The sequence below is a fragment of the Sphingomonas vulcanisoli genome (assembly GCF_011761305.1).
GTDB classification, from domain to species: Bacteria; Pseudomonadota; Alphaproteobacteria; order Sphingomonadales; family Sphingomonadaceae; genus Sphingomonas_I; species Sphingomonas_I vulcanisoli.
The window spans coordinates 343,053-367,510 of the sequence record NZ_JAAOZC010000001.1; the positions used below are offsets into that span (position 1 = coordinate 343,053).

Here is a 24,458-nt window from a genome sequence, read left to right on the forward strand (position 1 = left end):
AACTGAGGAAATTATGAATACCGAGATCATCGATCCTCGCTATGTCGACGTCGACATCTGGCCTACGGCCATCGCCGTCGAGGCGATGCTGGAGGGGCAGCTTGCCGCGGTCGCCGCGATACGATCTCAGGTCGAAGGCATCGCGCGCGCAGCGGAGGCCGCGGCCGAAAGATTGGGCCAAAGCGGTCGGTTGATCTATGTCGGCGCCGGCACCTCCGGTCGCGTGGCCGTTCAAGACGGTGTCGAGCTTTTTCCCACCTACAATTGGCCGCACGAGCGGCTCCTCTTTCTGATGGCCGGTGGCTTGGACGCCCTGACCGAAAGCGTCGAAGGCGCCGAGGACGACGAGGCGGCCGCCGCCCGCGAAATCGACTCGGCGGCTCTGCAGCCGTCCGACGTGGTGATCGGCGTGGCCGCGAGTGGCCGCACGCCCTATACAATCGCGGCGGTCAATGCGGCACGGGTTGCCGGAGCTTTGACCATCGGCGTGGCCAACAATCCCGGCAGCGCGCTCGTAAAGGCTGCTGAATACGGTCTGACGATCGATACCGGCGCTGAGATCATCGCCGGTTCGACGCGAATGAAGGCAGGAACCGCGCAGAAGGTGGTCTTGAACATGCTTTCGACTGCGACGATGCTGCGTTTGGGGCTGGTGCACCGGGGGCTGATGGTGAACATGCGCGTCTCGAACGAGAAGCTGCTCAATCGCGGCCGCGAAATGGTGCGGGACATCGCCGGGGTCGATATGAATACCGCGGCGCGGGCTCTCGATGCGGCAGGCCATGAGATCAAGCCGGCGGTTCTTATCGCGCTTGGGGCCACGCCCGCGCAGGCGCGGGAGGAGCTCGTTGAAGGGCTCGATAACCTGTCGCGCGCGATCAATAGCTGGCGTTTACGCGATGCGTGAGATCCTGGCCGCGAGACCGGACGACAGCACGCCTCTGTATCTACAGTTGGCCCGGAACATCCGCCATCATATCGCCAACGGCGGCATCGATCCGGGGAACGCGCTGCCATCCGAACGCGACCTGATCGAAATGACTGGCTTGTCGCGCGTGACGATCCGGAAGGGCATCCGCCAGCTTATCGAGGAGGGTATCCTTTTCAGGAAGCAGGGGTCCGGTACGTTCGTCGCGCGTCGGATCGAGACAGGCTCGGTTCTCACCGGTTTTAGCGAAGACGCCCGATCCCGTGGCGAAGACACGGGTGTCATCTGGATGATCAAGACATACGCGCAGCCTACGGACGAAGAGGCATCCATGCTGCAGATCACGGGATCGGTCAGCGTCGCGCGGCTGGGGCGGATTCGCCTTGCTGGCGGAGAGCCCTTGGCGATCGAGCATGCCGTCGTCGCCGCTGAGTTTCTTCCGAACCTGGACCGTATCGGCGACTCGCTTTACGCGGCGCTGGAGGTGGGCGGTCACCGCCCAACGCGCGGTCATCAGTGGATCCGGGGCGCGCTCGCCACGCCTACCGAGGCGGGCATGCTTTCTATCGAACAGAATGCCGCTGTTTTGAGGATCGAACGGCTTGCTTTCCTGGAGGGCGGGCGTCCGATCGAATTCACAAGATCAACCTACCGGGCCGATCGCTACGTTTTCGTATCGGATCTCGAGGGCGGGCAAAGTTCTTCAAAGCTTTAGACAAAGGGGTCCTTCGCGCGGGAATCATGCCAACGCAGGTGTAGCAACGGCACGCGCGATTGAGGAGACGGAGGTGCAGAGAGATGCCACGGTTCTGCGGCGATTTGGCTGAACTTCATGTACGGCGCCTTGGCAGCGACAAGACTAGCGGGTTGGACGGCATTCAACCACTAGTACCAAAACCGACCGCGATGTTCTGCTCCACTTCGCCGGCGACCAGAGCGAGCAGGCATCCATGAGGTGCGCGCGCGCCAAGCGACTGGTGGTGCTGTCAAACTAATTTGAACTCAACTCCAAACGATGTGGGTCAGGCTTTGCGGCGTAACGCCTGCGGCTCGCGGACCCGATCGAGTGGGGGTAGCTTTCTCAGGGCTCTCAGAAAGAATTGGGCGCGATGCGGACGATGTCCGGATTGGCGGCGTTGGCGGCATAAGTGATGCGGAGTGAAGCCGGGCCGGTAGGGGCCGATCTGCTGCTGGTGCCGGATTTGAACGGGATCCCGGCGGCGACGACTTCGACTCCTGCGCCCTGATCATCGACAGCGGCGAACATCAGCAGTGCGTTGGCGCCGACAGCGCCTACATCCGCTTTCGCGCGCGGCCGGATCGGCAGCGCCTGGAAATAATTGCCGAGCTGGACGGCGGCGATCGAGATGGATTCGCGTTGCGCGGTGCTCGGCTCGCCTTCGATTGCCCAGATGACATTGACGCTGGTCAGCCGCTTTGACGTCGCACCGAACACATAGCCGATCTTCGCCGCGCCCGGCCCCGGGGGCAGGTCGGCCAGCGTGATCTGGAGGGCATCGGTGCCCTCGACCGGGTTCGAAGCGGTTTTGACCTTGGTGTCCCCGCCGAAATCGGCGGCGATAGCGGCGCGGACTTCCGCCTGCGTCATGCCGAAGCGCGCATGGCGGAAGCCGCCGATGCGATAGGCGGGCTTCGCGGCGGCGGGCGCGGGCGGCTGCTGGGCGAGCGCGGGCTGGGCGAGACAGGCGAGGATCGGCAGGATCGCGGTGAAAGGCCGCATGGCATGGCTCCGGAAGCGCGCAGGCATCAAAAGTCGCCCGGCTGGATGCGATAGATGTCCGGCGTCGCGCTCTGTGCGAAACCGATATGGAGGATGGCGGGCACGCCATCCGACGGCGGCGGCAGATCGGCGCGCGATCCATCGGGGCGGATGAGCTGGTAGCCTACGCCCTGTAGCCGCACCTCGACCAGCCCGCCCTTGACCCCCGCCGCCCCGAACAGCGACAGCGCGTTCGGCCCGACGGCGATGCCGCGCTCGACCGAGAGGAATTTCCAATAATAGCTGATAAAGTCGGCGACGACCGCCTTGGCCGCTTCGGTCAGGGTAGCGCGGTCGGCGGCGACGGCATGATCGAACGACCAATCGACATTGACGTGCATCAGGCCTTTCGATCGCCAGCCAAAGATATAGCTGACCGCAGCCGGCCCTGGCCCAGGCGCGAGCTTCGGTAGGTGCGCCACGATCAGCGTGGTCCGCAGCACGGGATCTTCAACCGGCGGATCAATCTTTGCGCCCGGAAAATCGGCGGCGATCTGCGCGCTCGCCTGCACGGTGGTCATCCCCCACTTCGCCTTACCGTAGCCATCGACCGCGTAAGCGAGGCCTGTCACCTGGAAGGCCGTCGGCTGACCGGTGGGGGAGGCGCCCAGCGCCGCCGGGCTTTGCGCCTGCGCCGCCCCGGACGCCGCCAGCAGGCCGGCAAAAAGGAGAGAGCGGATCATTTCGACGCCACCAGGCCGATCTTGCCGTTCGCGACTTGGACAGTGCCGCCGAGTGCCTTCATCTTGGCGATCAGCGAGGCTTCCTGATCGCGCAGGCTTTGCGCCTGGAGCAGATCGCCGGGGCTGATGCTGCCGGGATTGGACTGGATCTTCTGCACCAGCGCCTGCTCCTGCGCGACGACACTGTTCAGCTGCGCGGGAACGCTGCCGTAGGTGCTCACCGCCCGGCTGAGGTTGAAGCGGTCCTGATCGCTGTTGAACTTAAGCTCGTCCAGCTTCTGCGCCACCTCGGGATTTTGGGCGACATAGTTCATCAGATCGACGGTCGGCTTGTCGCCTGCCTTTTGGAACATCTGCAGCGCGGTGTTATATTTGTTCTGGACGTCGGCGGCCTTGGCCGCGGCCGCGTTCGCCGCCTGGCAGCTGGAATCGCAGCCACCCCCGCCGGTGAACATATCGCTGATCATGTTGCCGATGCCGGTGGCGAAATTTACGATCGGTTTGGTGTCGAAGGAGAAACTCGGCGCGATCTCCAGCCCGCCGATGCCGATCGATATGCCCAGCGAGAAGCCGATCGTCACGGTGCCGTCGCTATAGCCCGATGTGGAGGACGCGCCGATGCCGAGCGAGCCCGGCGAATAGACGGTTATCGATGCGCTGCCGCTGACGCCGCCGCCGGAGATGGTGCCGGACGTGCCCACCGAGGCGCCGACGCCCGCCCATTGCTTTTCGGAGACGACAATCGTGCCGTTGGCATAGGTGGCGCTGTTGGTGCTGCCGGCATCGGCGAAGACGCGCGCGGTGGAACTCGAGGAGCCCGAAACGCCGCTGCCGAGGTCGCCACCCACAGTGAGGTTCTGATAGGCGTCGGCGCTGGCCAAGGTGGTCAGCGTCAGTCCGCCCGTGCCGAGCGAGGCCGTCGCCGAGGCCGAACCGTCGGCGCCATAGGTCATAGAGGCGGGGCCGATCGCCAATGTCACCGCAGCATGCGCGCCCGCCGAGGCCGAGAGCGTGATGCCGGTGACGCCGAACGAAGCGAGCGTTGCCGCCGATGCGCTGGCGCTCGCGGTGATGCTGAGCGGGCCATAGGAGACCGAGGCGCTGCCGCTGCCGCTGCCGCTGGCCTGGGCGGCGAAAGACAGCGCGGTCTGCGTGGTGGTCGCCGATCCGCTGCCCGATCCGGTGGCGTTGGCCTGGAAGGTCGTGACCGAGGCGGGCGGCGTATAGGCCACGTTTGGCGTCGCTGACAGGAAGCTGAAGTTGAAGACGCTGCTGTCCGAGACGACGAAGGTGCCGGACGACGAGCCGACGCCGCTGATCGGCAGCATCTTATATTTATAAGCGTCGCTGCCGATCAGGCCGATCGGGCGGAATTCATAAGTGCCTGTCGCGAAATTGGTGCCGCCGGTATAGGGCTGGCCGTTCTGGTAGACCGTGACGAGCACGCCGACATCATCGCCGGGCAGGAAGCCGGTGACGGGCGTGCCCGGATAATTGGTGGAGCGCACCGCGCTGATCACGCCGGGTGTGCCGATCGCCTGATAGGTGGTGCGATCGCCGTTGTCATAGATGCGGCCGCCGCCGGAGACGTTGACCTGCACAACACCCGGCGCGATCGTCATCGCGCCCGCGGTATTGCCGCTGGCGGCGAGGCTGTAATTGCCGGCCTTGGCGCCACTCAGGCTGCCGACGACCTGCGCATAGGTGCCGGGCGCCAGCGACAGGGAGTACGGCTGTGCGGAGACGCCATCGGCAATCAGTATATTGCCGCTGACCGCGTCATTGTTGATCACGCCGGTGAGCGTGACGCTGCCCGGGCCGAAGTTCGCCTGCGTGCCGAGGTAACAGACGCTAGCGTAGGAACAGCCATTGTAGGGCGCCAACGATGAGATGCCGCCATATTGGCCCTGCACCGCTGCCACTGACCAGGTCAGCGGCTTGGGCGTGACGATTAGCTGGCCCGTGCCGACAATAGTGGTGATCGTATAATTGCCGGCCAGGCTGCCGCTCAATCCGGTGATGGTGAAGCTGCGCGTGCCCGCATCGAGGATCAGGTTGCTGAGCCCATAACCAATCGTCTGCTTGCCGAGCGTATAAGATTGCCCGGCCATGCTGATCACCGGCAGGACCGCGTCGTTACGCGCGATATTGGTGATCGTGAGCAGATCGCTGATCGTGCTGCCGTAAACCGCGCTCGCGGAATTGAGCGTCGCTGTGAGCGGGCGCTGCGTAATGGTGATGGGCGACGCCGTGCCGCCGCTCATCACGAAATTGGCGGAGTTGAGCGTTGCGCCGATCTGGTGCGTGCCGGCGGTGAAGGCGGCCTGCGAGCTATCGAAAGACTTGCCGTCGAGCAGCGGCACGACGCTGACCTGGTTCATATAACCGGTCGGCACACCGCTCAGCGTGAAGGAATAGCCGATCGTATCACCGTAGACCCCGGTGGAGGGGGCCGTCGTCGTATAGGTGACCGGCTTCTTGGCGACGGTGACGGCGCCGATGATACCGGAGGGCAGCGCGGACAAGGGCAAGACGTAATTGGCCGCCGAAGCGCCATTGAGCGCCCACGACCTGTCGATTGCGCCGGAGGGCGAAAACGAGAAGCTCCAAGATCCGGCCGCCAACATGGAATTGGGATCGTAGAGAAACGATGAGGTGCTATTGATCGCGATTATTGTCGGCGCGACGCTGTCTCCGGCAACAACCCCGGTGAGCGTGCCGAAGCTCTTTGCCGTATCGAGGTAGGTGATCGACTGGTTCGTGTTCGCTGCGATTAGGCTATATCCCAGCATCTTCGGATTGATCGTGTACATGCCCGCTGTGTTGCCGCCTGTGGCCAGCACATAATTGGCCGAAGCCGCACCGGTCAGGCCCGACAATGTATCGGAATACGTGCCTGCATTGCTGCGATCGGTGATCGCCAGGCCATGGGTGCCGGCAACCGCATCGGCCCCAACCAGGCCGGTGAACGTCACCGCGCCGAACACCGGCGTGCTGCCGTAGGTCGAGCTCGCATTGGCGATCGCGTAGGTGATCGGCTTGGGGTTGATCGTCAGAGTCGTAGAGATCTGATCGACCGCGTAATTGCCGGCGTCCGCGCCTGAGAGGCCTGATGCGGTGACGGTGTAGCTTCCTGCCGGTGTTTGCCGGCCGATGGTCAGGTTGGCGCCGCCGCCGCTCGCCGCCACCACAGCGCCGCCGGACGTCACCGTATTCCCCCGCGATGATACCGCTCAGCGTCGGCAGGCCGAGATTGGCAACGGTGCCATAGGTCGAGCTGAGCGGGTAATAAGCGGCTGAAAGCACGCGCGGCGTAACCGTGAGTTGCAGCGTATCGCTGCCGGCCAGCCGATAATTCGATGCCTGCGATCCGGTCAGGCCGGTCGCGGTGAAGCCGTACGTGCCGACCTTGAGCGAACCCGATCCAGAGGCGGGGAGCAAGGGTGACGTAACGATTGCCGAGACCCTGGATTGGTCGGCCGGCAGCACATTGTCCAGATTGGCAAAGCCGATCGTGCTGCTCGCCTGATAGAGGCCGTAGGAGACGCTGCTGTCGCTGAAACTGAGTACGACTGCGGCGGTGACCGGCCGCGGGGTGATGGAAACCGTGCCGGTGGCGACGCCACTGTTGGCAAGCGTGTAATTGAACGCGCTGTCGCCGCCGATGCCCGTGAGCGTCGTCGCATAACTGCCGACGGGAAGCATGGTGCTTGCGGCATAGAGGCTAGTGCCAGATTTGATTAGGGTGGCGTCGGGCACGACGATGTCGCCGCTCTCGATGCCGCTCAGCGCTGCCGTGGGAAGCGCGGTGCCGTCGCCGTAGACCACTGAACCGCCGGCAATGCTGTAGGTCAGAGGCTTGGGCGTGACGCTGACCAGACCATAGCTGTTGCCAGTGGCGGCGATCACATAATCGCCCGCCTGCGCACCGGTGAGGCCGGTGAGTCCGAGATACCAGGTGCCGACGCCGCGCCGCCCGATCGTCGCGTCGAACGTCTGGCCCTGGATATTGCTGGACGATATGCCGATGCCGCCGCTGACCGTATCGCCGCTCAAGACGCCAGCGAAACTCAGGCCTGAGGCTGCAATCGTTTGGCCGTAGACGAAACTGCCGCCGCCCACCGTATAGGTCAGCGCCTTGGGATTGATCGTCAGCGTGCCGAGCGTGTTGCCGACCGTTGAGACCGTGTAATTGCCGGCGTTGGCACCTGTCAGCCCCGTCACCGATAGCTGATAGGTGCCGACTGATGTGTGCGTGCCAAGCGCGACCGCCGCATTGTTCTGACTGGCGCCGACCACGCCCTGAACGCTATCCGCGAAATAGGTGCCGAACAGGGAAGCGGTCGGCAGGGATGCCACCGTGCCATAAGTGCTGCTGGCATTGCCCACCGAATAAAAGATCGTGGCGGGCGTGACGGTGTAGACGCCGATGTGATTGCCCGTCGGCGCGATACTGTAGTTGGAGGCGCCGGACCCGCTGAGCGCGCCGACCGAGAGGCCGTAGGTGCCGGCGTTGAGCGCATAAATATCGTTGTAGGCCGTGACGGCGGAGCCATTGAGCGACAGCTGGCCCGCAATGGTCCCGTAATCGGCGCCGACAAGGCCATTGAGCGTGATGGTGGGGAGGACATCGGTCGTCCGGAACGTGCGGCTGCGATCGGCGACCGAGAAGGTAATCGGCTTGGGCGTGACGGTATAGGTGCCGGTGCGGGGCGCGCTGTTGAGATCGTAGGAATAATTGCTCGCGGCGCCGCCGGTGATGCCGTTGAATACGAAGCTGTGCGTGCCCGCCGAGGCAACGTAGCCGTAGGTGTCGCTGCCGAGATATTGCAGCGAGACCGTGCTGCCGTCGCTCTGCAGGAAGGGCTGGGCGGTATCGAGGCCGGTGAGGCCGGTAACGGTCAGGACCGGAGAGGGCGTGCCGTAAACGCCCGAAAGGCTCGCCACCGAGAAGGTCAGCGGGCGCCGGGTGATCGTATAAACCGCGCTCGTGTTGCCGGTATTGGCAATCGTGTAATTGCTTGCGTCGGTGCCCGTGAGGCCGGCGGTGATGCCATAAGAGGCCGCCGTGCTGGTGTTGGTCAGAGGCGAGGCGCTGCCGTTCGCCAGCGTCGTCGCGTTGACTGATCGCCGTTGATAAGGCCGGTCAGCGTCGGCACCGCGAGCGTCGGTATGTCGCCATAAACGGAAGTACCACCCGTTGCGACATAAGTGATCGGCTTGGGCTGAATGGTCAGCGTGCCGTCGATATTGCCGGTGCCGGAGAGATCATAATTTGCCGCCGAGGTGCCCGCAAGGCCGCTGCCTGAGACGGTATAGGTGCCGACGCGGGCGCTCGTCGAAAGGCCCGCGGAGGACAGCGTTGCCAATGACACGTTGTCGCTGCCGACGATGCCGTTGAGCAGCGATGAAGGCGAAGCGAGCGTGCCGTAGTTCGTGGTGCTGTCGTAGATCTGATAGGTCAGTGCTTTCCGGGCGATGGCGATCGTGCCGGAGATGAGCCCGCTCGTGTCCAGCGTGTAATTGCCCGCGCCCGCGCCGCTGAGGCCGGTCAGCGTGAAGCTATGGTTACCCGCCCCCAGCAGGGTGGCGAAGCCGAAGCCCGCGCCGTTCGCGGACAGCGTCGTGCCGGCGACGGTATCAAGCGTCGCGACGGGCGCCACCACATCATTGTTGAGAACGCCCGATAGCGTCACCAGCGCGGCGGGCGCGCCATAAGTATAGCTGCCGTTGGTCACCGTCGGCAGCAGCGCCTTGGGATTGATGTGGATCGTATCGGTGGTGGTGGTCAGATTGTAGAAATAGCCACCGGGCGCATTAGCGGTATCGATCGCAGCAGTCGTGGTGATCGTATAGGTGCCGGGCGCCGAATAAGCCGCCGGTAGCCCGCTGGTGGTGAGGCCGGTGAAGGCGCTGGAGAGCGTCCCCAGCGTATCGGTGCCGCGCAGCGCGCCGGAGGTGATGTGATACTGCACCGGCACCGGATTGGCGTCGCCATAGCTGATATCGCTATACGCGCTGCCCTTGCCCAGCGAGACGCGGGTGAAATTGCCGCCGCCGCCACCGACGGGCGCCGCCTGGCCCCAGCGCGTCGTTACCCCATTCTCCACGAAGGCGACGAAGCCCGAATAGCCGTTGGTGACCTTAGCGGTGGCCTCGTCCGTCCAATTGACGCTGCTGCCGCTGACCGTCAGCCCCCCGCTGGTGTTGCCGGAGAGCGATCCGGTGATCGTCACGGCGCCGGTGCCCGCGACGTTGACCGGATCGATCGCGGTCTGGCCTGCCCCGGTGGCGGGAAAAAACGCCCAAGTGACATTCTGGTCGCTGCTGTTGAGCGTGATGTTGCCGCCCGAGATCGGGCCGAGGCGGTTGCCGGTGGCGCGGGTATCAACGGCGTGGTTGGTCAGGCCCGCGCCGGTGCCGAGTGTGAAGCTGATGTTGCCGGGGGTCTGGCCGCTGCCGGTCTGTGCCGAGATGATTGAATTGAAGGTCTCAATATAGGCTGCGCCGGGATCACGATCGGCGTCGATCACGCCGTTGGCGGCGCTGTCATTGGCGATCACCGTAAGGCTGCTGCTGTACAGCGTCAGATAGCCGCTGATCGTGACGCTGCGCCCGGCGCTGAGCGTCAGGTTGCCCGAATGGCCGCTGGACGCAAAATTGAAATCCACGGCCGCATTGCTGGAGCCCCAGCCGATATCGTTGCTGGCGCGCAGGACCACATCCGTGCCCGCGTTCATCAATCCAATGATGTCGCTGGTCTTGAAATAGGTGATGTCCGGGTCCGCGCCGGGCGCCGAATAGGGAACGTTGCCGTCGGCGGGGAGGGTGGTCGCGTTGTAATTGTATAGCGACAGCACATTGTCATCGAGAACACTGATGTTCTTCGGATCCAGAAGCAGCGCGCCGCGCAGCCCGGTGGCAACCCGCGGCAGGCTGGTGGTGAGCAGCCCGTGTGACGAAAGCTCGACCGATCCGCCCGTGACGCTGCCGCCCGCGCGGATCTGCCCGGCCTGATTGGTGGAGAGGTTGCTCCAGACGATCGCGGTCCCGCCGTTGGCGCCGCCGCTGACATCGATGGTGGAAGCGGCATCGAAATTGGTTGTGTCCGCCGCGGCCAGCGTGGGCAGCGCGCCGAAGCGGGTGACGAAGCTGCCGGTTTGCGCAGCCGTCGCCTGGCTGGCGGCGGCGCCCCCCTGGAACATCCCGCCGATGCGGACGAGGCCGCCCTGAGTGCCCCCGGCGGCGGTGAGCGTCGCGCCGGTGAGCGCAACGGCATCGCCGCCCGTGATATCGATGCGCCCGCCATCGTCGGCGCCGGAGGCATCGATGTCCCCGGAGACGGTGACCCGGCCGCCGCTGCCGCCATCCAGCACCACCACGCCGCCCTGGCGCGAGACGCTTTTGGCGGCGATCACGCCTGACATGTTGACCGCCTGCCGCACCGCCGCGCGCGCCGTCGCCGCGCTGAGCATGACAATGCCGCCCGGCGCTTCGATCCGGCCGCTGTTGGAAACCAGAGGCCGCCCGCCGGCATCGGTCAGATCGGCGGGGACCAGCACTTGCAGATAGCCGTCGCCCGAGAAATCGAGCGTCGCCTGATCGCCCGATCCCAGCGCGACCTTACCCAGCGACGAGACAATCAGCCCTTCGTTGCCGACGTGGGCGCCGAGCAAAGCGATCGCGCCGCCCGAAATCCGCCCCTGATTGAGCACCAGCCCGCCCGCAGACCCTGCGAAGCGCAGCCGGCCCGCCATGAAATCGTCATTGCTGATATCCAGCGTCGATCCGATGAAGCCGCCACGCGCATCGATCGTGCCGGTCGGCGTGACGACGATGCCGTTGCGGTTGACGAGGAACACCTGGCCGTTGGCGGTGAGGCTGCCCGCGATCTTGGAGATGTCGCCGCCGGTGACGCGGTTGAGCAGAGCGGAGTTGGCGTCCGGCTGCGCGATCGTCACCTTGCCGCCTGCGCCGATGCCGAAGCTCTTCCAGTCGATTACCGCGCGGCTGCTGCCCTGTGTGATCGCAAGGTTGGCGCCGCTGCCGCCGATGCTCGCCGATCCGGCGACGACCTGACCGCCGCTCGGCACTTCCTGGGCAAACCCCGCGGTCGCGAACAGGCCGGCGCAAGCGGCCGAACATAGCCAGCGCGCACGCATCTTGGGGGCGGAAGCGGCCATCAGAACTGCACTCCAAAGGATACGGATAGGCGGTCGCCGGGCGCCACGCCGTTGGCGAGGTGGCTGTGACCATATTCCACTGAAGCATTGAGCCCTGCGCCCAGCGGCAGCCCTTGCGCCGCGAAGTGCAGGCCGATGCCATAGGAGCGCGCCCAATCGGGATTGAGCGGATCGGCGAAGACATAATGGGCACGGCCGATCGCGGCATAAGCGTAGGGCGTCGCCAGCAGGCGCAATTTGCGATGGCTGAGCGGAACCGGCCGGGAGAGTTCGCTCCGCAATACCGCGCCGCCGTCGCTGCTCAAATTGCCGGCGGTGAAGGACGAGAGGCTATCAAGCCCCGAGAGATCGAAGCTGTAGGCATTGGGCACGGTTGTGCCGAACGAGGCCTGGCCGCGCGCGATCACCGCGATGCCGAAGCCCGCGGGCAGCGCCTGATCGACCTCCAGCCGCGCCTCCAGCGTCGCGAACTGGGGATCGGAGCCGCGCGATGTCGGCGTATCGGAGGCGAGGACCGAAGCCGTCGTGCGCGCGCCGAGGCCGGTGATGCCCTTCGAGAAAATCAGATCGGCTGAGATCTGGTTGCCGGCAAAGGGCTGCACCTGCCAGTCAGCTCGCCCTGCAGCACCGTGAGACGATCGTGGCTGAGATCGATGCCGAAGAAGGGCAGGCTCTGGGTTTCGTCGGTCAGGATCAGCGATCCCTTGGCCGACAGCGCACCGGTATGCACGAAGGTCAGCGGCGCGAGCAGGCTGAACGATCCACGATACAAACGGCCGTTGCTGGCGAAAATAGGATTGCCGACTTTCGGATTGGTGTCGGAGATCGTGAATTCGGGATTGATCGATACACCCGTGCCCGTGATCGGCAGGATCAGCCCGCCGCCGGCGACGCGGCGCAGCGCGTCATGCCCCAGGTCGAAGCGCGGGTTGACCGAGAGGAAGCCGTAGAATTGCTCGCCGTTGCCGGTGGGCGAATTGATCTGGGCCGAGAGGTTCAGTCCCCAATTGTTGAACGAGGGGCCGAGGCGGTTATCGCCGCCGATGCTAAGCCCGAACGGCGGGAAGCCGCCATCGAGGATCAGCCGCGCGCCACCCGGCTGTTCGCCCTGGCCCAAAGTGCTGCGCACCTTGGCGCCGGGAACGGCACCCGCCGCCGCCAGCCGCGCATCCAGCTCGGCCAGCTTGGGCTTCCTCTTGCCGACGATGCCCTTCATCTTGCGATGCACGGGCCCGCGGATCTGCCAGGGCAAGCCGCTGTCCTGTAGCGACTCGACGAAGCCATCGATCAGCGCGAAGTGGAACGTTGCCCCGTTGGCAACGCGCTGTTCGGGCACGACGACCCGAGCGAGGAAATAGCCCGCCCGAACATAGCTCGCCTCCAGCGCGGCGGCGGCGCGATAGAGATCGCCGACCGAAACCTCATGCCCCTGCAGCGGTTCGAGCAAGGCGCGGGTCTTGGCCGCCATCTCCGGATAGCCATCGTCCACAACAATCGCGGCGACGGTGAGCTTGACCTTGTCGGAGCCGCGTGGGGCCTCGGCCGGAAGGCTGCGCGGAATGGCCAGCGGCGGCGGAAGGACCGGAGGCGGCGGCAGCAGATTGCGCGGCGTTACTTGACTGGGCGCGATAGGCGCCTGCTGGGCGACCGCCCCAACGCCGACCCCGCCGGCCAACGCCATAAAGCCGAGCAGCTTCGCACTGCTTTTCGCCTTACGCGAACACCACACCCCAGGCGTCAACACAGACGCTCGCCCCCAATGCTACTCAAAACCGAAAATCGATTCTTAACCGCCGCTTACAGGAAGTGAAAATCTATACAAGCGATGAATAATCAAAGCGTTAGATGATAAAGCAAGAGACGCCGATTTCCGGGAATTCGCTCATACGTCTCGTGGCAGGATGCCGATGTGCAGGGAAGCCATAGACGATCGTAGGAAGAAATCCCGCCCTGGGCTCCGACGACATTCAAACCACCAATACCGAAACTCCGGCCGCGATCTTCTGCTCGACTTCCCCATCGCCGAGCGCGATCGGGAGCGGAATGCTGCGGGTAGGTGCGGCGGCGTCGGCCCCCTCGGCCTGCACCCATTTCGCAGCCGGCCAGAGGCCAGCATCGTCTAGGCTCAATCAATGAGTCCTGAGCCTAAATCGCGCCGACGAGGCTGCCCTGATCCTGGCTGACGCGCGCCGGTGCATCCCGCAGCAGCGGCAAGAGCTGTTCTCCCTGACGCTTGATCTCCTGAAGATACGGCGTGTCGGACAGCACGAAATGCGTGACGCCGAGATCGCGATACTTCCGCAGGGAAGAAGCGACCTCCTCGGCCGATCCGACCAGCCAGGTCGTCGCCGCACCGCCGCCGCCATATTTGCCGGGGGTGGTGTAGAGGTGGTCGTCTATCACCTCGCCCTTGCTCTGCAGATCGAGCAGGCGTTGCTGGCCGACGGCGGGGGCGCGGCGATGCTCGTCCGTACCGTTCGCCGCTTTCATGATCTCCACCTTCGCCTCCGCATCGGCCCAGGCCTCAGCGGAGGTATCGCGGATCAGCGTGGTGATGCGCAGGCCGAATTCCAGCGGCGGCAGATTCCGATCGAGGTCCCGGCTGAGGCGTTTAAGCCGCGCGATCCGATCGGCGATCTGATCGCGCGGTTCCCCCCAAAAAAGCTGGACGTCGGCTTCTGTCGCAGAGACGCGCTCTGCAGCGTCCGAGGCGCCGCCGAAATAAAGCCGCGGGTGCTTGCGCTCACCGCGTGCCGTGATGGGCGGCGCTACCGTCGATCCCCTTACCTGGAAATGCTCGCCGTCGAAGGTAACATCGGTCTCGGTCCAAAGCTGGCGCAGCAGGTGCATGAATTCCTTGGTGCGGCCATAGCGCTGCGCCTGATCGCCCTCGCTATCGCCATAAGCCGCAAGATTATCCTGCCCCGAGACGATATTGATCCGCACGCGGCCACCGCTCAGATGATCGAGCGTCGCCGCCGCCGATGCGAAATTCGCAGGGCGCCAATAGCCGGGGCGGATAGCGATCAGAGGCTCGAACGTGGTGGTGCGCGCGGTCAGCGCCGTCGCCAACGTGAACGTGTCGGGGCGGCCCCAGCCGGCTCCGATCAGCGCGCCCCCCCAGCCATATTTTTCGAGCGCCAGCGCATGGCTGGTGAGCGTTTCGAGGCTGCCGCTGCCGTCGGATTGCACATCGCCGCGATGCCCCCCGCCGACGACATTGGGAATATACCAGAGGAACTCGGTCGTATCCGTCATGTGAAGACCTCGCATTTGCTTGGGAGTGGGGAGGCGTCAGAGCGTGACGCGGAGGGTGCCGCCGATCGTACGCGGCGTGCCGATCTTTCCGCCGTAGCCGTAGGTGTTGGCACCCACGACCGCGAGCGCGCTCATGTTCTCATAATAGGTCTTGTCGAAGGCGTTCTCGATCCAGACCGAGGCGTCGTAACGCCCGCCGAAGCTCGCGCCGATGCGGAAGGCGGCAAGGCCATAACCGGGGATGCGGCCATAGGGGCCATCGTCCACCGTGCCGAACATGTTCGAGCGATAGGAATAACGGCCAATGAAATAAGGCGTCACGCCGTGGCCGGCATCGAAGCGATAATCGACGATCGCGTTCCCGACCCATTTGGGTGACTGATAGACGCGCTGGCCCGTCAGATCACAGACCGCCGGGCCGCCGACGGGGCAGGAGGCGTTATGATAGCTGCTGTACCGCGTATCGTTGAACGCGCCGTTGACGGTGAACGACAATTCTTTCGTCGCCTGCCAGACTGCATCGGCCTCGATGCCTCGCGCGCGGATATTGCCGACGTTGGTAAGAAAGGATTTGCCGCCGTTGAGCGGGTAGATGTTGGCCTGCAACCCGTTGAGCAGGGTCCAATAGCCATCGATGTTCAGTGTCAGCTTGCGATCGAAAAGCTGTTGTTTGACGCCCACCTCATAGCTGCGGACTTTCTCGGGCTTCAGGATCAGCGGCGTGCCCGCGCTGGTTGCGCTGTTCAGGTTTAGGCCCGCGCCCTTGTAGCCCGTCGAGGCCGAGGCATAAGCAAGGAGATCGCTGGCCGGCTTCCACGAAATGCTCGCCAGCCACGAGACGTTGTTGCCCTTGACGGTGACGTCATAATTGAAGGGAATTGTCGTTGCCGCATAAGGCGTGCCGGTGGTCGAGGTGACCGAAATGCCGTCGCGCTTGTCATGCGTGTAGCGGATGCCGCCGGTGAGCGTCACCGTGGAGGTCAGCTTGTAATTGGCTTGGCCGAATGTCGCAAAGCTATCGACCGACGTATCGACGTCATCCAGATATTGCGATCGCGGCGCGACAGTGATTGCCGCCGCCGCCGGGTTGGCGGTGCGCGCATACGCGGTGAGAAAGGCTGAGGCGTCGTTGCCGAATTGGTTGAGGATGTAGTGATCCAGCAGATGCTGGTGGAAATAATAAGCGCCCACCTGCCAAGAGAAGCGGCGCGTCTGATCGGACGCCAGCCGGAATTCCTGTGAGACCTGTCGATCGTCGGTGATCGCGATATTGCGATCGAGAATGTTGAGCGGCGTGGAATCCGACTCCTGCAAAGCATCGAAATGCCAAAAGCGATAGGCGGTGACGGAGGTAGCGGTGGCGAAGCCCAAATCCCAATCGGCCTGGATCGACGCGCCCCATTGCTTGGTCCGCATTTGCTGGGGGGCGTCCCAAACCACACTGTCCGTGCTGGCGGTCGGTGTATAGCCGAGCGTGGCCAGCGCCGAGAGCGTCCGCGCGGTGCCGCTGGAGATGCTGGCGGGCAGCACGGTCTTGATCGCGCTGACGCAGCAGGTGTCGCGCTCCCGCGAATAATCGGCGATCGTGCGGATGCTGAGCTTGTCGGTCGGCGTGAACAGCAATTGCGCCCGCCCGCCCTGGCGGTTGACGCTGTTGCCCGCCTTGCCCGTGGTTAAATTATCGATAATGCCGTTGCGGCCCGTGTCGAAGCCGGTCAGGCGGAAGGCGAGCAGGCCGTCCACAAGTGGGCCGGTGATGCTGATGCGCTCCTGGTGGTAGCCGTAATTGCCGCCGGAGACTTCGCCGATCGCGCCCCAATTGAAGCTCGGACCGCGCGTCGTGACGTTGACCACGCCGGCGGACGTATTGCGCCCGAAGAGCGTACCCTGCGGTCCGCGCAGCACCTCGACCCGATCGACATCGATCAGATCCTGCAACGCCATCCCCGGGCGCCCGAAATAGACGTTATCGACATAGACGCCGACCGAGGAATCGAGCCCGTCGGAGGCGCTGGAAACGCCGATGCCGCGAATGCCGAGCGAACTGTTGCGCGGGTTGCTGTTATAGGCGGTGAGGCTGGGCGTACGCTGCTGGAGATCGGCAACCGTATAGCCGCCGGTTCTCTCCAGCGACGCGCCCGAGACCACCGACAACGCCACGGGAACGTCCTGCGCGCGCTCCACCGTGTGCCGAGCAGTGACCGTGATTTCGGCGCCGTCGTCCGCTGCGGCAACTGGCGCAGGATCGGCGGGTGCTTCGGCAGCCGCAGGCGCCGCTACCGTTCCGGCATAGGCCGGCGAGGCGGCCCACGAAGCCGCGATCGCCAGAGCCGATAGTCTCGCCTTGAAATCCGTTCGCATTGCCGTTCCGTCCCGTTGCTTTCGGCAGCGCTGATTAAACCCACAATCCCCACCGGGTAGCTAGGGATTCTAAAAGCGGTCATAGTTTTTGTGTGTCGAACTTCCGGCCGGCTTGGCCGAACACGCGGGGGTAACCTCGCGTTTCGGAGAACCCAAGCATGCCCCGCATCGGGAAATTTGAAGTCGGCCAGCAGGGCCTGGGCGGCATGAGCCTTTCAGGCATGTACGGCCGTTCGGACGATTCAGAATCGCTCGCCACGCTGCAGCACGCGCTCGATCTGGGCATCACGTTCTTCGATACCGCCACGGCCTATGGTTCGGGCCATAATGAGCATTTGTTCGGTAGCGCGCTGCGAGCGAAGCGTGACGAGATCGTCGTCGCGAGCAAATTTCTGCACAATTACGAAGGCTGCAAGATCGATGCGCGTGAGGCGGTCGAAGCCAGCCTGAAGCGGCTCGGCTTCGATCATATCGACATTTATTACCTGCACCGCGTCGATGCCGAGATTCCGGTGGAGGAATCGATCGGCCAACTCGGCCGGCTGGTCGACGAGGGCAAGATCGGCGGCGTCGGCATTTCGGAAGCGAGCGCGGATCAACTGCGGCGCGGCCACGCGACCTATCCCGTCACCGCGCTGCAGAGCGAATATTCGCTATGGTCCCGCGACATCGAGTTCGAGATTTTGCCGACCGCGCGCGAGCTGGGCATCGGTTTCGTCGGCTTCTCGCCATTGGGACGTGGCTTCCTTGCCGGCGCCTTGCCGACCGACGCGGACGATCGCCGCAACATCCATCCGCGCTATCGCGAGGAGGCGATCGCCGAGAATGCCAAGCGCCGCCGCCTGATCGAAGATGTCGCCGAACGACTTCACGCGACTCCCGCGCAGGTCTGCATCGCCTGGGTGCAGGCCAAGGGCGTGGTGCCGATCCCAGGCACGCGCCACATCCGTCACCTTGAGGACAATTGGGCGGCCAATGCGATCACGCTCGATGACCAGACGATCGCCGATCTCGATTCCGCTTTCCCCCACGGCACCACGGCGGGCGATCGCTTTCCGCCCGAGCAGATGAAGCAGGTGCCCGTGCCGCCCGCCTCGGTGCTGGCCGACGCCTGACGCCGTGAGCAGCAAGGCCCTGCCGCGCGGATCGATCCCGTTCGCGCTCTTCGTGCTGCTATCGATCGCAGCACTGTTCGCCTTCGCGCCCATCCGGCGTGCGAAGGCGGCGAGGGCGGGGCTCGCGCTCGATGCCCCGCTGCCGAGCAAGATTCCGCCGGGCGTCGTGTTGCGGATAGGCGATCCCGTCGACAAATGGATTTTCCAGCATCTCGGATGGGAGAAGCAACTGCCGTTCACGATCCAGTGGGCGGAAGTTACCGGCGGCCCTAACGTAACGGAGGCGTTCCACGCCGGTGCGCTGGACGTCGGCTATGGCGCGAACGTGCCGCCGATCCACGCGAAGTGGGCTGGCATCCCAGTGCGCATCATCGGCTTCCGCCAGTTCGCCCCGGGCCACGATCCGGGCTATATGATCGGCCTCGCCCCGGGATCGAACATCCGCACGATCGCGGATTTGAAGGGCAAGCGCATCGCCTTCAGCCGCAGCCAGGTGCAGGCACAGGTGGTGCTGGAAACGCTGCTGGCCGCGGGCATCGATCGCAAGCAGGTCACCCTGGTCGAGCTGCCCTCCAGCATCGGCGGCGATGTTTACACCAATTCGCTCGCCGGCCGCGAAGTCGACGCGGCGCCGCTCCGCGCCGGGCTTGTCGCGCATCACTACATCACCAAGTTCGGCGATCGTGGCGCCACGCTGCTCGCGCATCCGCCGTTCCGCGATGATGGCACCTTTCTCTACGTTCCCGAAAGCGTGCTCGCCGATCCCACCAAGGCGGCGGCGTTGCGGATCTTCCTGCAATATTGGGGACGCGCGCAGGCCTGGGCCAATGCCCATCCCGAAGAGCTCGCCAAGGGCTATTATGGCGGCGTGCGTGGCCTGCCGATCGCGGACGCGCGGCTGGAGGTGAAAGCGCTCGGCCCCGCGGACGTGCCGCCACGCTGGGATGCGGCCAAAGCCTATGTCCAGCGTGCGATCGATTTGCTGTCGCCCGCTACGGGACGACCGCGCTTCGAAGCCGCCACGCTCTTTGATCCCCGTTTTGAATCCGTCGCAGCCAGCGGCTTTCAGAAGGACCATTGATGGCTACGCTTTCTGCTCTTGCGACGGCGCCACCGGCAATCCGGCCCGCCGCGCGTAACCGCTTCCTCGCGCACCGCGCCGCGCGCTTCGGCATCCTGCTGGGGCCGGGCCTGCTGTTGCTGTACTGGTCCGTCCTGTCGTTCAACGGCTGGCTCGATCCCCGCGTGCTGCCTGCCCCCTGGACCGCTGTGGAGGCAGCGATCGAATTGATCCGCGACGGCCGGCTGCAGAGCAACCTCGCCGTCTCGGCGGGGCGAGCGCTCGCCGGGCTGGCGCTGGGATCGAGCGTGGCGCTGGCATTGGCTTTGCTCTCCGGGCTCACCGTACTCGGCGGCTATGTCATCGATGGGTTGGTGCAGATGAAGCGCGGTATTCCGATCCTCGCGCTTATTCCCTTCATGGTGCTGTGGCTGGGCATCGGTGAGGGGTTGAAGATCAGCGTGATCGCGATCGCGGTGTTTTTCCCGATGTACATCCAGGTCCACACCGCGCTGCGCGCGATCGACCTGCGCTTCGTGGAACTGGCGGAGACGCTGCGTCTGTCGCGCTGGAAATTCCTTGTGAGGATCGTGCTGCCCGGCACGCTCCCCGGTGTGCTGACCGGCCTGCGCTTCGGGACGACTGCGGCATGGCTGGCGCTGGTGGTGGTCGAGCAACTCAACGCGACCAGCGGCATCGGTTACATGGTCACGCTGGCGCGCGATTATGCGCAGACCGATGTGATGCTGGTCGGCCTCGTCGTCTACGCGATTCTCGGCTTCGGATCGGACCTGATCGTGCGGGCGCTGGAACGCCATGTCCTCCGCTGGCGCAGGAGCTTTGGCCGATGACCGCTTATGATGGGCAGGCATTCGCCGCCGCCACGATCGAACCCGCGGTTCGCATCCGCGATCTCCGGCGCACCTTCACGCTCAAGGGCGTGCTGAACGGCATCGATCTCGATATCGCGCCCGGCGAGTTCGTGGCGCTGCTCGGTCCCAGCGGATCGGGCAAATCGACCCTGCTCCGCGCGCTCGCCGGCCTCGATTATGAAGCGTTCGGATCGGGCGAATATCAGGTGCCTGATCGCACCTCGGTGATCTTCCAGGATGCGCGTTTGCTGCCATGGCTCAACATCCTCGACAATGTCACGCTCGGCCTTGGCCGGCAGGTGCGGGAGCAAGGGCGTGAGACGCTTGCCGAAGTCGGCCTGGCTGGGCGCGAGGGCGCGTGGCCGCACGAACTTTCAGGCGGCGAGCAGCAGCGCGTCGCCCTCGCCCGCGCGCTGGTCCGCCAGCCCGAACTGCTGCTTGCCGACGAGCCCTTCGGTGCGCTCGATGCGCTGACCCGCACGCGCATGCACGATCTGCTGCGCCGCCTGTCCGAAGTTCATGATCCCGCCGTGCTCCTCGTCACGCACGATATCGACGAAGCGATCGTCCTCGCCGATCGGATCGTGATGTTGGAGGGTGGCAAGCTGGCGGTTGATATTCAGGTCGATCTTCCGCCCGATCCGGATGCGCGCGCGCATCGCTCGATCGACCTGCGCGCCGAGCTCCTCGCCCGCCTCGGCCCCTCGCAAGCCGCTTAGTCTTCGGAGACAATAATGCCCCAAGCTGCCCAACGCACGTCCACCTCCGACGATCTGCGCACCTATCGCCTGACCGATCGCTATCGCGGGCCCTTCGATCTGCCGGTCGACTGGAATGATACGCTGGACACGCTGGTGCGCCATCGATCGGTCCGCGCTTATCTCCCCAACGCGCTGCCTTTCGGGACGATCGAATTGCTCGTGGCTGCGGCGCAATCGGCGGCCTCGTCCTCCAATCTCCAGCCATGGAGCGTGGTCGCGGTCGAAGATCCGGAGCGGAAGGCGCGGTTGGCCGTCCATGCCGGCAATCAGAAACATCTCGAGCAGGCGCCGCTGCTGCTGATCTGGCTGATCGATCTCCACCGGCTCGAAACCATCGGCCAACAGCGCGGCGTTTCCACCAACGCGCTCGCCTTCCTCGAGACCTTCCTGCTCGGCGCGGTCGATACCTCACTGGCCGCGCAAAATGCGGTCGTCGCGGCGGAATCGCTGGGCTTGGGAACGGTCTATGTCGGCGGCATCCGTAATCGCCCGCTGGAGGTGGCGGCCGAGCTGGACCTACCGCCGCATGTGTTCGCCTTGTTCGGGCTGGCCGTCGGCGTACCCGATCCTGCCGCGCCGGCATCCGTCAAGCCGCGCCTGCCGCAAGATGCGGTCTTGTCGCGCGAAACCTATGGCAACCGCGCCTTCGAGGAGCCCACCGCCGCCTATGATGCGCATATGCAGGCCTTTCAGCGCGAGCAGAATCTACGGCAGCGCGCCTGGAGCGCGCAGGCAACGGAACGTGTCGCAGGCCCGGAATCGATGAGCGGTCGCGATGCCTTGCGCGCGCAGCTGGAAATATTGGGCTTCGCTCTCAAATAATTGCGGCCCACGGTGCTGTCAGATTAAGCCGAACTCGTCTCCACACTATGGAGACCGATCTTTGAGGGCAGGGGTCTAGCTCACGAGGTTTTGCCACTCGGCCTGAGCGGCTGAGCGGCGTTCCTTGTAGACGGTGCGATCGATGAGATGGCGTTCGAGGGCGAAGAGATTGTGGACGTTCGCGTGAACCGAGGCGAACTTTTGTAAGCTTCGCATTCGTCGAAACCGCAGCATCGCCCGTTCTCGTCGTCGGAAGGGCAGGTGGCTGTTCTCCACCCGATTGTTGGCGTGGCGGCCGACGTTCCGCAGCGATAGCGGGAACCGCACATAGAGCATCACGACCAGCCGGATGATCTCCGGCGAGGAATTGAAGCGTTTGAACGGGTTGTCCGGTCTTGATTTGTAGCGGCGCGTTAAGCGCGGCTAGCAGGGCGTGACGCTGGGGTAACTTGCTCTAATAGAGCCCGTCGGTGAACGCTCCGTCGATCAATATGAAGGCAATCCGGCAATTTCGATCCGAACGGTTTGACCATGCGTGATTGGTGCCGCGCTGGATGACGACGTCGCCCGCGCGGCATATCGTCTCCCCCTCGTCCACGATCAGGACCAGTTCGCCTTCGATCACGATGCCATAGTCGATGCTTTGGGTGCGGTGCATGAACGGATGCGGCGCGCCCTTGGCGACGGTGGACGCGTCCGCCATGCCAATCGCGGCGAAATGTTCGCGCGCCTCCTCCTCGCTGATCGTCTTGAAATCCTCGGTCTCGGGTGGAATGTCGAGTATGCGGATGCGCGTGCCGCCCGGCGGCGGTGGCAGGATCAGGCCGGTTTCGGGGTACTCGCCGCTCGCCTTGTCGATCTTCGCAGGCGTTTCGCGCGTGCTCCAGATCTCGTAGAAAATGGGACCCTTCGGGCCGATCTTCTCGACCCGGGTCGGGGCCGCGTCGGACTGGATGATCGCCCGGCCCTCGGCGTTGTGGCCGGTCACGATGCGGCGGATGGTCGTCATGGGATGCCTTTCGGATTTAGTTGGAGGGGGACCGGCCCGTGGGCCAGATCCCCTGTTTGCCTGGGGCCATGATGCCCGCGGGGTCGATCGCGTCCTTCAGTCGCGACGTCAGCCGCCACAGCGCGCGGTCGCCGGCGTCGTACTGCGTGGCGATCAGGTCCATGAAGGCGGTGTGGCTGCGGTAAGGCGCTGCGCCCATCGCGTCGGCGGCGTCGAACAGGCGGGGAAGCAGCGTCCGCACCGCGGGCCGGTGCCGGTCGTCCTCCCGGTCGAACGCCACCAGCGCCAGCCCGATCGCATGGCGCGGGAACAGCGTGAAGCCGCCCGCATAATCGAAGCCCTGCGCCTCGACCTCACGGCGGATCGCCCGCGCTGCCACGGCGATCTCGCGACCGGTCGGCGGCAGGACCAGCGAGAAATCGGTATGCGCCGGCTGGCCGCCGCGCCACGCCGCGACGCGCACCATGTCGAGCGACGGAATGCCGAGCTGCGCGCGGTCGGCAGGATGCACCGCCGCCGGATCGATGTCGCCGGGATAGGTCCGCACGTCGAGCACTGCGCCCGGTACGGCGGACACCGCCGCACGAACCGCCGCCAGCCGCGCGTCGACCAGCGCCTGTGTACCGTAAAGGCCGAAGCGCGCGTTCCAGTATCCGACATGGAACCGCTCCATCACGCGGGCGATGCGATCGTCGTCGATCGGCACGTCTGCCTCGCAGAAATCGGCGCGCTCGCCGATCGCGGCGGCGACGATCGCGGCGTTGCCGATGACGGCGTTGCTCTGGATCGTGCCGTCGATCAGCAGCGGGCGCAAGGCGTCGACCAGAGCCGCGAGATCGTCGCTGCGAGGCACCTGGACACTGCACGCCGCCGCCGCCGCGGGCCGCGGCATCATCCACACCCCGGCCTGCGTCACGATGCCGAAGCTCGATTGCAGGTACAGCCCCTCGACCGAGGGGCCATAGCCGCCCTTGTAGAGATGCGCCGCCGGGCTGCCCGCCTTGGCGGCCATGCCGGTGTGGACCAGCTCGCCGGTCGGCAACACCACGTCCAGACCGCAAAGCTGCGCCGCATGATCGCCATAGGGCGTGTAGCCGAAGCCGCGTTCCAGCGCGTTGCCGATGACGCTGCCCCAGCCGATGTCCGGCACCGACGGCATCAGCCGCGAGCGGGTGGCGCGCAGACGCGCGTGCAATTGCATGAACGTCACGCCCGGCTCCAGCACCGCGACCGCGCACTCCTCGTCGACCGACAGGATGCGGTTCATCCGGCGCAGATCGACCACCAGGCTTCCGGCCACGCGCGGCGAAGCGCCGCCATAGGCATAATTGCGTCCCGCCGACACCGGCCACAAAGGAATCGCGTGATCGGTGGCGATGCGCAGGATCGCCTGCACCTCGGCGACGTCGCCTGGCAGGGCGACGCCCGCCGGCGCGACGGTTTCCGGCCCCATGAAGGAATAGGGATCGACGTGCCCCGCCACGGCGTCGTCGATCAGCACGTTTTCGCTGCCAAGCGCATCGCGCAGTGCGCGCACCGCCGCCGCCTCGATCGGCACGCCCGGCGCGCAGGGGGGCATGGCCAGCATCGTCGCCACGGGGTCGTCTCCCTGTATCATTCGGCTTG

At 65.0% G+C, this 24,458-nt stretch carries 19 protein-coding genes; 7 read left to right on the plus strand and 12 right to left on the minus strand.

Annotation, left to right across the window (positions count from 1 at the left end):
• The first annotated feature begins 13 nt into the window (after window positions 1-13).
• Together FHS31_RS01615 and FHS31_RS01620 are read left to right on the plus strand one after the other, a co-directional pair.
• The gene (locus tag FHS31_RS01615; protein WP_167071357.1) at window positions 14-907 is read left to right on the plus strand and encodes an N-acetylmuramic acid 6-phosphate etherase; all 894 of its coding nucleotides are present in this window, start codon (window positions 14-16) and stop codon (window positions 905-907) included.
• Entirely contained in the window at window positions 900-1,643 is a 744-nt protein-coding gene (locus FHS31_RS01620) for a GntR family transcriptional regulator (protein WP_167071359.1), read from the plus strand. Before FHS31_RS01615 ends, FHS31_RS01620 begins: the two co-directional genes overlap by 8 nt.
• A gap of 375 nt (window positions 1,644-2,018) precedes the next feature.
• Here FHS31_RS01620 and FHS31_RS01625 read toward each other — a convergent pair whose 3' ends face one another.
• The 9 genes from FHS31_RS01625 to FHS31_RS01665 all read right to left on the minus strand — a co-directional run bounded on the left by FHS31_RS01625 (window position 2,019) and on the right by FHS31_RS01665 (window position 17,193).
• Window positions 2,019-2,669 carry a hypothetical protein gene (locus tag FHS31_RS01625; RefSeq protein ID WP_167071361.1) on the minus strand — a complete coding sequence of 217 codons (651 nt, stop codon included), beginning with the start codon at window positions 2,667-2,669 and terminating at the stop codon, window positions 2,019-2,021.
• A 26-nt stretch (window positions 2,670-2,695) separates the two neighbouring features.
• Window positions 2,696-3,391 (minus strand): hypothetical protein, encoded by a 696-nt coding sequence (locus tag FHS31_RS01630; RefSeq protein ID WP_167071363.1) that lies wholly within the window; start codon window positions 3,389-3,391, stop codon window positions 2,696-2,698.
• Complete coding sequence (locus FHS31_RS01635) at window positions 3,388-6,600, minus strand: beta strand repeat-containing protein (RefSeq protein WP_167071365.1); 3,213 nt, start codon at window positions 6,598-6,600, stop codon at window positions 3,388-3,390. The genes FHS31_RS01630 and FHS31_RS01635 overlap by 4 nt, the downstream gene beginning before the upstream one ends.
• A 1,872-nt stretch (window positions 6,601-8,472) precedes the next feature.
• On the minus strand, window positions 8,473-11,574 hold the full coding sequence (locus tag FHS31_RS01640) for a two-partner secretion domain-containing protein (RefSeq protein ID WP_167071367.1): 3,102 nt from the start codon (window positions 11,572-11,574) through the stop codon (window positions 8,473-8,475).
• Window positions 11,574-12,176 (minus strand): ShlB/FhaC/HecB family protein, encoded by a 603-nt coding sequence (locus tag FHS31_RS01645; RefSeq protein ID WP_167071369.1) that lies wholly within the window; start codon window positions 12,174-12,176, stop codon window positions 11,574-11,576. Before FHS31_RS01645 ends, FHS31_RS01640 begins: the two co-directional genes overlap by 1 nt.
• Window positions 12,137-13,255 carry a ShlB/FhaC/HecB family hemolysin secretion/activation protein gene (locus FHS31_RS01650; protein ID WP_167071371.1) on the minus strand — a complete coding sequence of 373 codons (1,119 nt, stop codon included), beginning with the start codon at window positions 13,253-13,255 and terminating at the stop codon, window positions 12,137-12,139. Before FHS31_RS01650 ends, FHS31_RS01645 begins: the two co-directional genes overlap by 40 nt.
• 286 nt (window positions 13,256-13,541) lie before the next feature.
• Window positions 13,542-13,703: a hypothetical protein gene (locus tag FHS31_RS01655; protein WP_167070888.1), complete on the minus strand. Its 162-nt coding sequence runs from the start codon at window positions 13,701-13,703 to the stop codon at window positions 13,542-13,544.
• A gap of 16 nt (window positions 13,704-13,719) precedes the next feature.
• Complete coding sequence (locus tag FHS31_RS01660; RefSeq protein WP_167071373.1) at window positions 13,720-14,832, minus strand: LLM class flavin-dependent oxidoreductase; 1,113 nt, start codon at window positions 14,830-14,832, stop codon at window positions 13,720-13,722.
• Window positions 14,833-14,868: 36 nt separating this feature from the next.
• Window positions 14,869-17,193: a TonB-dependent receptor gene (locus FHS31_RS01665; protein WP_167071375.1), complete on the minus strand. Its 2,325-nt coding sequence runs from the start codon at window positions 17,191-17,193 to the stop codon at window positions 14,869-14,871.
• Window positions 17,194-17,351: 158 nt separating this feature from the next.
• Here FHS31_RS01665 and FHS31_RS01670 point away from each other — a divergent pair, with 158 nt between their 5' ends.
• The 5 genes from FHS31_RS01670 to FHS31_RS01690 are packed head-to-tail and all read left to right on the plus strand — an operon-like array spanning window position 17,352 to window position 21,823.
• The gene (locus FHS31_RS01670) at window positions 17,352-18,308 is read left to right on the plus strand and encodes an aldo/keto reductase (RefSeq protein WP_167071377.1); all 957 of its coding nucleotides are present in this window, start codon (window positions 17,352-17,354) and stop codon (window positions 18,306-18,308) included.
• A gap of 4 nt (window positions 18,309-18,312) precedes the next feature.
• Window positions 18,313-19,389 carry an ABC transporter substrate-binding protein gene (locus tag FHS31_RS01675; RefSeq protein ID WP_167071379.1) on the plus strand — a complete coding sequence of 359 codons (1,077 nt, stop codon included), beginning with the start codon at window positions 18,313-18,315 and terminating at the stop codon, window positions 19,387-19,389.
• Window positions 19,389-20,219, plus strand: coding sequence for an ABC transporter permease (locus FHS31_RS01680; protein ID WP_167071381.1), 831 nt, complete (start codon window positions 19,389-19,391; stop codon window positions 20,217-20,219). Before FHS31_RS01675 ends, FHS31_RS01680 begins: the two co-directional genes overlap by 1 nt.
• A complete protein-coding gene (locus FHS31_RS01685; protein ID WP_167071383.1) occupies window positions 20,216-20,959 on the plus strand; it encodes an ABC transporter ATP-binding protein in 744 nt (247 codons plus the stop codon). The genes FHS31_RS01680 and FHS31_RS01685 overlap by 4 nt, the downstream gene beginning before the upstream one ends.
• Window positions 20,960-20,974: 15 nt before the next feature.
• The gene (locus FHS31_RS01690) at window positions 20,975-21,823 is read left to right on the plus strand and encodes an NADPH-dependent oxidoreductase (protein ID WP_167071385.1); all 849 of its coding nucleotides are present in this window, start codon (window positions 20,975-20,977) and stop codon (window positions 21,821-21,823) included.
• Between the two features lie 75 nt (window positions 21,824-21,898).
• Here FHS31_RS01690 and FHS31_RS01695 read toward each other — a convergent pair whose 3' ends face one another.
• The 3 genes from FHS31_RS01695 to FHS31_RS01705 form a co-directional block, all read right to left on the minus strand.
• Entirely contained in the window at window positions 21,899-22,177 is a 279-nt protein-coding gene (locus FHS31_RS01695; RefSeq protein ID WP_167072026.1) for a DDE-type integrase/transposase/recombinase, read from the minus strand.
• A 100-nt stretch (window positions 22,178-22,277) separates the two neighbouring features.
• Window positions 22,278-22,832 carry a cupin domain-containing protein gene (locus FHS31_RS01700; RefSeq protein ID WP_167071387.1) on the minus strand — a complete coding sequence of 185 codons (555 nt, stop codon included), beginning with the start codon at window positions 22,830-22,832 and terminating at the stop codon, window positions 22,278-22,280.
• Between the two features lie 16 nt (window positions 22,833-22,848).
• On the minus strand, window positions 22,849-24,420 hold the full coding sequence (locus FHS31_RS01705; RefSeq protein WP_243843245.1) for an FAD-binding oxidoreductase: 1,572 nt from the start codon (window positions 24,418-24,420) through the stop codon (window positions 22,849-22,851).
• Window positions 24,421-24,458 lie beyond the last annotated feature (38 nt).